The organism is Streptomyces sp. CNQ085 (genome assembly GCF_022614595.1).
In the GTDB taxonomy this organism is placed as follows: Bacteria; Actinomycetota; Actinomycetes; order Streptomycetales; family Streptomycetaceae; genus Streptomyces.
Map to the genome: position 1 here is coordinate 1 of NZ_JAJFAU010000209.1, position 6,355 is coordinate 6,355.

Here is a 6,355-nt window from a genome sequence, read left to right on the forward strand (position 1 = left end):
GCCCGCGAGACCCGACGTTTCCTCCACCGCCGCCAGCGCCAACCCCGCCACATCCGCGGCTACTTCCACGCCCGCCACGTCCGCTACACCCTCGAATAGGCAACTGAACAGTTCCGCCTCAATATGACAACGCGATGGCCGAGGCCCTCAACGGCACGTTCAAAGCCGAACTGATCGAACATCAGGGGCCATGGCGGGACGTCGACCAGGTCGAGCGGGCCGTCTTCCAGTGGGTCGCGTGGTACAACGGTGAACGACTCCACTCCGCCCTGGGCTACGTGCCGCCCGACGAGTACGAGCAGACGTACTGGGCGCACCTGGAGGAAGTCCCGCAGACCGCTTGATCACACGATCGCGGACTCTACGAAACTCGGGGCAGCTCAACGTGCGCCAGGTGGTGGCGCATGTGTTCCTCAGCCGCGGCGGCGTCGCCGGCCAGCATGAGATCCAGCAGTTCGGCGTGTTCCCGCGCGGAGGCCACCAACGCTCCCGCTTCCGCGAGTTCGGTGAGGCCGTAGAGCCGGGAGCGCTTGCGCAGGTCACTCACCGTTTCGACGAGACGGGAGTTGCCGGCCAGGGCGAGGAGGTCGAGATGGAAGCGGCGGTCGGCCTCCAGATAGCCGATGAGGTCACCGGCACGTGCGGCGGCCACGATCTCCTCAGCCAGGGGGCGCAGGGCCTCGAGTTGTTCCCGCCCGGCGGACCTGGCCACCTTGCCGACGGTCGGGATCTCGATCAGAGAGCGGATCTCGGTGAACTCGTCCAGATCCTGCTCGGACAGTTCGGTGACGCGGAATCCCTTGTTACGCACCGCTTCAACAAGCCCCTCGCGCGCCAGGTCCAGCATGGCCTCACGGACGGGAGTGGCCGAGACGCCGTACTCGGTGGCGAGGGCGGGGGCGGAGTAGATCGCCCCGGGCTGCAGTTCGCCCGCGATCAGCGCGGCACGGAGGGCGTTGGCCACCTGGTCACGCAGGTGCTCTTGTACCGAAACGGGCTTCCGGGGTTTGAGCTCACTCATGGGTTCCCCTCCGTGGATTTGTGATCTCACTGTACAATGTCACGTTGTGCGACACTTGCGCCACCCTCGGCGCGATCGACCAAGTCACGCCGGGGATCGGGGGGGTGCCCGTCTCTCGGCGGTTCAGGTCGATGCGGCGGGCAGGAGGGAGACCTTGCGGCTGGAGGTGTAGAAGTCCATCGCGGCGTGCCCTTGCTCCCTCATCCCGTAACTGGAGTCCCTCTCCCCTCCGAAGGGAAGGTGGAGGTCGAACACCGGTGGTCGGAGCGTTCACCCGCAGCATGCCCGCGGTGAGGCGGTCGATCACCGAGAGTGCTTTTCTCCAGGTCGCCCGTGTGCAGCGACGCGACCGGGCCGTAGTGACCGCTGTTCACAGCCTGGACCGCCTCGCCGAAGTCCGCCGCCCCCGACAGCACAGCGATGGGGTCGAAGACCTCACGGCGGTGCAGCTCGTGTGCGGCGGGCACGTTCTCCAGCAGTACCGGATCGGCGTACCAGCCCGCTGCTGCGCCCGAACCGCGCCGACCGCCCCCTGCCAACACACGTGCCCCGGCGGCGAGGGCGCTGTCCCGGGCCCGGAGGAGACGGTCGCGGGCCGCTTTGGAGATGACGGGGCCGCATACCGCGGCCGCCGCGTGGGGATCCGCGGGCGGGCAGCTCCCGCAGGGCCTCCGCCAGCGCCTCGCGCAGCTTCGGCGGAGCGCTGCCCACGGCGATCACCCTTCTGGTGGCGGTGCACTTCTACCCCGTGTAACCGGCGATCGCCGCGGCGATGTCCGCAGCCGTCCTCCCCATGTTGGCGTCCGGCAGGACTACGGCGGCGTTGTGGCCGCCCATCTCGCCTGGGTGGGGATGCCGCGGGCTGCGGCGGCACGGACCACCACAGCGCCGACGGCGGTCGCCCCGGTGAAGGAAGCGACATCGGCCAGGCCGATCAAAGCGGCGCCGACTTCGGCCCCCGTTATGTTCTTCGCGGTCCTGCAAGAGGGCCGTCGGCCTCCGGGCCCGGCATGACTGTGTCCCCCTGACGAAGGCATGACCTGGGGGGTGGTGTCACCGGGCCCGGGAGGTGCCGTCGGAGACGCTGATCAGAGGTCCGGCCACCACCCGGTCCGGCGCAATGCCGGACAGTTCGCGGGCGGCAGGTCCGCATAACGTGGATGCGCGAGCACGACACCCGAGCCGAGGCCGGCACCGCCAACACCCCCTGGGAAGGGGCACGATGTTCGAGATCGAAGACGTGGGCGTGTTCCTGGGCCTGGACGTCGGCAAGACCGCTCACCACGGGCACGGGCTCACCCCGGCAGGAAAGAAGGTCTTCGACAAGCCGCTGCCCAACAGCGAGCCCAGGCTGCGGGCCGTCTTCGACAAGCCGCGCGAAAAGTTCGGCACCGCCCTGGTGATCGTCGATCAGCCCGCCTCCATCGGCGCCCTGCCGCTGACCGTGGCCCGCGATGCCGGCTGCAAGGTCGCCTACCTGCCCGGACTTGCCATGCGCCGGATCGCCGACCTCTACCCGGGCGAGGCCAAGACCGACGCCAAGGACGCCGCTGTGATCGCGGACGCCGCCCGCACCATGCCGCACACCCTGCGCTCGCTGGAACTGACCGACGAGATCACCGCCGAGCTGACCGTTCTGGTCGGCTTCGACGCCGACCTCGCGGCCGAGGCCACCCGCACCAGCAACCGGATACGCGGCCTGCTCACCCAGTTCCACCCGTCGCTGGAGCGCGTCCTGGGCCCGCGCCTGGACCACCAGGCCGTCACCTGGCTGCTGGAACGCTACGGCTCCCCGGCCGCGCTGCGCAAAGCCGGCCGCCGCAGACTCGTCGAGGTGATCCGGCCCAAGGCCCCGCGCATGGCCGCCCGGCTGATCGACGATGTCTTCGACGCACTCGACGAGCAGACCGTCGTGGTCCCGGGGACCGGCACCCTCGACATCGTCGTGCCCTCCCTGGCCCGCTCGCTCGCCGCCGTCCACGAACAGCGCCGGGCCCTGGAAGCCCAGATCAACGCCCTGCTGGAGGCCCACCCTCTTTCCCCGGTCCTGACGTCGATGCCCGGCGTCGGCGTCAGGACCGCCGCCGTCCTGCTGACCACTGTCGGCGACGGCACCAGCTTCCCCACCGCCGCCCACCTCGCCTCCCACGCCGGACTCACGCCAACCACGAAGTCTTCCGGCACCTCGATCCACGGCGAACACGCACCCCGAGGCGGAAGCCGCCAGCTCAAACGGGCGATGTTCCTGTCCGCCTTCGCCTGCATGAACGCCGACCCCGCCTCCCGCGCCTACTACGACAAGCAACGCGCCCGCGGAAAGACCCACACCCAGGCCCTCCTCCGCCTCGCCCGTCAACGCATCGGCGTCCTGTTCGCCATGCTCCGCGACGGCACCTCCTACGGATCCCGGACACCGACGAACATCGAGCTCGCCGCATAGCTTCAGCAAACCCGAACCACCCGAAACCCGACAGAGATGCCTTGACGAAAGACATAGAGGCACCCCCCGGGAACGACCTGCAGAACGTCCGCGGGCAGGACCTCCTTGAGGATCTCGGCCAGCCACATAGCGCACGCGGTCGCCTCCGGTGCGGGCTTGAGGACGACGGCATTGCCGGCGGCCAGGGCCGGAGCGGCCTTCCATGACGGGATGGCCGGCGGGAAGTTCCACGGGGTGATCAGGCCGGCGGTGCCGTGCGGGCACCGCCGGGTGAGCAGCAGTCCCGGCCCGAGGCCGGCTCGTGCACCTTCCCGGTGGCGTCGTAGGGAAGCTGAGTGTAGTAGCGCCAGATCGCCGCGGGCCTCGGCGAGTGGCTTGCCGACTTCTCTCACCGGGAGTCCGGCCAGTTCCTCTGACGCGGTCTCCACGGCGTCTCCGGCACGGCTCAAGGCCGCGGACCGCGCGGCCGCGCCGGCGGCGAGCAACTCGCTCTGGGCTCGGGCAGCCCGCCGCACGGCACGGGTGACGGTGCAGGAGATCGCGGGGCCGCACATTCGTCCCTGACACCAGCCCATGCCGGCCCGGGGCAGCAGCTTGGCCGTGCGCGTGTCGCCCGCGCCGAAGGCGTCGACCGTCTCGTGCACGGACGCGGCATCGATTCCCTCGTAGCGGCAGATCTCGGTGCCGCCTCGCAGCCACTGGGGCCGGTCCGGGCCGGTGAACCCGGGCTATGAGGTCGGCGAAGTCCCGCAGCCACACCTGCGGCAGCGGTCTCGCCGTGCGCCTCGGCAGCGACCGCGCCGGCGGCCAGTTCTCCCTCGTACAAGGCGAGCTGGGCGCCGCCGACGCTGGTGTGCGGGAAGGAGCCCACCACGAGGGTGGGTGTGCCGTCGGGTGCGGCTGGCGCAGCCCGGTTCCACGGCGAGTTCGAGCTGGGGTATCAGACCGTGGCCTATCGCCGGGGCATCACAGGACAGGTGTTGCTCGGTCCCGGATCGCCGGTCGCCGGTCGCCGGTCGCCGGTCGCCGTCCAGTCTCGCCACGGTCACGCCGGTGACCCGGCCGGTCCCGTGGGTTTGGAGTACGGCGGTCCTGGTCCGCAGCCGTACCCCTCGGCGGGCGAGCGCGGCCGCGTGCCGGGCTCCTTCGGCGAGCTTGCCGGGGTTGCGGCAGTGCTCCCGGTCGGCGGGCGTAGGACAGGTGGCCGCTCGCCTCCAGGACGTATGGCACGCACGCCCCTGCGGCGGACAGTGAGGCGGCCGCGGTCAGCAGCAGGGGGCCGCTTCCGGCCACGATCACGCGCCGGCCCGGCAGTACGAGGCCGGACTTGATCATGGCCTGGGCTCCTCCGGCGCAGACGACTCCGGGCGATGTCCAGCCGGGGAAGGAGAGCTGACGTTCGTAGGTGCCGGTCGCCAGCAGCAGATGGTGCGTCGGCACGCTCTCCCTTGGTGCCTCGCAGGTGTTCTGATCGCCAGGCGCGGTCTGGTCGTGCGGTGACACGGCCGCGGTGGTGAGCAGTGTCCAGCGGCCTGCGTGATCGTATGACTGTTGGATGGCCCACACCTGCCGTCCCGGCAGGTGTGGGACCCGGCCGGCTTGCTTGTGCTGGCGCAGTCGGGCCTCGAGGGCGGTGGGGGCGGACCAGCCGTGGTGGAGGGTCACGCTCCCAGGCTGGGTGCGGGGTGGCGGTAGTACTGGCCGCCCGGCCTGGGTTCGGCGTCCACCAGGGCGACGGTCAGCCCCGCGTCGGCCGCGGCGAGTCCGGCGGGCCGGGCTCCCACGACCGCCAGGTCGTACGGGACTGCGGGGGGCTCAGCAGGCGAGGTCGGCACGGCCGTCTCCTTCCTGTGGGGCGACGGTGTCGCCGTCGCGCGCCGGCACCAGGTACGCGCGCTGGTTGGGGCGGCCGTTGACGGTGATCAGGCAGTCGAAGCAGACTCCCGTCCCGCAGGTGGTAGGCGCACGCGGCACCGACGACTTCAGCGCCGATGACGACGGCATCGACGGTCTGTCTCATGAGCCCCGCAATAACATGTCACATACTTCTATAGTGGCTCGGAAGGCACCCTTTTCCTTTCGATAAGGAGATTCCGGCAAGGAAACGTAGAAATCGAGACGGACACGAGAGTTTCCTCGCGCCCGCCCCGGCGGTCGGTGGGGGACGGAGGGGTCAGTACTCGGTCTTGACGGTCATCCCGGAGAAGTCCTCCGCCGCGGCCGGGCTGATGTACTGAATTTGAATTCGTGATGTCGGTCAGTCGTTGAGGGTCAGGCCGGTGCCGGCAAGGCAGCCGTCGACCACGTCGGGCCGGTACTGGATCTGCTTGAGCTTGCGCTTGACGGCTCGGGTGACCTGGGAGAGATCGGCGGCCGCGAGGTTGCCGATCTCTCGTTTGACCAGCGACCAGATGCCCTCCCGCGGGTTGAGATCGGGTGCATAGGTAGGCAGTTGGAAGACGGTCAGCCAGTCGGCGTTCTTCTCGATGAACTCCCGCATGCCGCGGGTGAGGTGCGGGCGAACGTTGTCCCAGACCAGCACGATCGGGCCACCGAGCTGGATACGGGCCCGCACCAGGAGGCGGCAGAAGTCCTTCCAGCCGAAGCCCTTCGGCTCGTCCTTGCGGCCTCGGTACTCCCGCAGCCCGTAGATCAGCCGCGACCTGGTACCGGGTTTGAAGCAGCACATGCCCATCATGGACAGGCGGCCACTTCCCCGACCGCGGACCCTGACCACCGGCGTGCGGCCGATCCTGCCCCAGGTCCGGGCCCAGGGCCTTTGAGAAGTGCCGAGGTGGGCGGTTCGCCTGCTGAGAGCCGGATGTGACGGCTTGTTGGCTTCTGCCGGAGGCGCCCCTGGACGCAGAACAGGCATGGCCGCTGGTGATCATGTG

Annotated in this window: 9 protein-coding genes; 2 read left to right on the plus strand and 7 right to left on the minus strand. The window is 69.8% G+C overall.

Annotation, left to right across the window (positions count from 1 at the left end):
• Positions 1-134: 134 nt before the first annotated feature.
• Positions 135-344, plus strand: coding sequence for an integrase core domain-containing protein (locus LJ221_RS22755; RefSeq protein ID WP_241718588.1), 210 nt, complete (start codon positions 135-137; stop codon positions 342-344).
• A gap of 17 nt (positions 345-361) precedes the next feature.
• On the opposite strand, the gene LJ221_RS22760 is transcribed toward LJ221_RS22755, so the two are convergent.
• The 3 genes from LJ221_RS22760 to LJ221_RS22765 all read right to left on the minus strand — a co-directional run bounded on the left by LJ221_RS22760 (position 362) and on the right by LJ221_RS22765 (position 1,629).
• Positions 362-1,021: a GntR family transcriptional regulator gene (locus LJ221_RS22760; protein WP_241718589.1), complete on the minus strand. Its 660-nt coding sequence runs from the start codon at positions 1,019-1,021 to the stop codon at positions 362-364.
• Positions 1,022-1,144: 123 nt separating this feature from the next.
• The gene (locus LJ221_RS23560) at positions 1,145-1,276 is read right to left on the minus strand and encodes a hypothetical protein (protein ID WP_302852060.1); all 132 of its coding nucleotides are present in this window, start codon (positions 1,274-1,276) and stop codon (positions 1,145-1,147) included.
• A complete protein-coding gene (locus tag LJ221_RS22765) occupies positions 1,222-1,629 on the minus strand; it encodes an aldehyde dehydrogenase family protein (protein ID WP_241718592.1) in 408 nt (135 codons plus the stop codon). The genes LJ221_RS23560 and LJ221_RS22765 overlap by 55 nt, the downstream gene beginning before the upstream one ends.
• A gap of 614 nt (positions 1,630-2,243) precedes the next feature.
• Between LJ221_RS22765 and LJ221_RS22770 the strand changes: the two genes are divergently transcribed.
• The gene (locus LJ221_RS22770; protein WP_241718590.1) at positions 2,244-3,461 is read left to right on the plus strand and encodes an IS110 family transposase; all 1,218 of its coding nucleotides are present in this window, start codon (positions 2,244-2,246) and stop codon (positions 3,459-3,461) included.
• A 2-nt stretch (positions 3,462-3,463) separates the two neighbouring features.
• Here LJ221_RS22770 and LJ221_RS22775 read toward each other — a convergent pair whose 3' ends face one another.
• From LJ221_RS22775 to LJ221_RS22790, 4 genes are all read right to left on the minus strand, one after another.
• Positions 3,464-4,105 carry an aldehyde dehydrogenase family protein gene (locus tag LJ221_RS22775; RefSeq protein ID WP_308314842.1) on the minus strand — a complete coding sequence of 214 codons (642 nt, stop codon included), beginning with the start codon at positions 4,103-4,105 and terminating at the stop codon, positions 3,464-3,466.
• Positions 4,106-5,122: 1,017 nt separating this feature from the next.
• Positions 5,123-5,296, minus strand: coding sequence for a hypothetical protein (locus LJ221_RS22780; protein WP_247720361.1), 174 nt, complete (start codon positions 5,294-5,296; stop codon positions 5,123-5,125).
• On the minus strand, positions 5,277-5,465 hold the full coding sequence (locus LJ221_RS22785; RefSeq protein WP_302852061.1) for a 2Fe-2S iron-sulfur cluster-binding protein: 189 nt from the start codon (positions 5,463-5,465) through the stop codon (positions 5,277-5,279). The genes LJ221_RS22780 and LJ221_RS22785 overlap by 20 nt, the downstream gene beginning before the upstream one ends.
• A 253-nt stretch (positions 5,466-5,718) precedes the next feature.
• Positions 5,719-6,336: a transposase gene (locus LJ221_RS22790; protein ID WP_308314843.1), complete on the minus strand. Its 618-nt coding sequence runs from the start codon at positions 6,334-6,336 to the stop codon at positions 5,719-5,721.
• Positions 6,337-6,355 lie beyond the last annotated feature (19 nt).

Excerpts from the sequence above, each read along its gene's own strand:
- LJ221_RS22755 (WP_241718588.1), top strand. The coding sequence starts at position 135 with ATGGCCGAGGCCCTCAACGGCACGTTCAAAGCCGAACTGATCGAACAT.
- LJ221_RS22760 (WP_241718589.1), bottom strand. The coding sequence starts at position 1,021 with ATGAGTGAGCTCAAACCCCGGAAGCCCGTTTCGGTACAAGAGCACCTG.
- LJ221_RS22770 (WP_241718590.1), top strand. The coding sequence starts at position 2,244 with ATGTTCGAGATCGAAGACGTGGGCGTGTTCCTGGGCCTGGACGTCGGC.
- LJ221_RS22785 (WP_302852061.1), bottom strand. The coding sequence starts at position 5,465 with ATGCCGTCGTCATCGGCGCTGAAGTCGTCGGTGCCGCGTGCGCCTACC.
- LJ221_RS22790 (WP_308314843.1), bottom strand. The coding sequence starts at position 6,336 with ATGCCTGTTCTGCGTCCAGGGGCGCCTCCGGCAGAAGCCAACAAGCCG.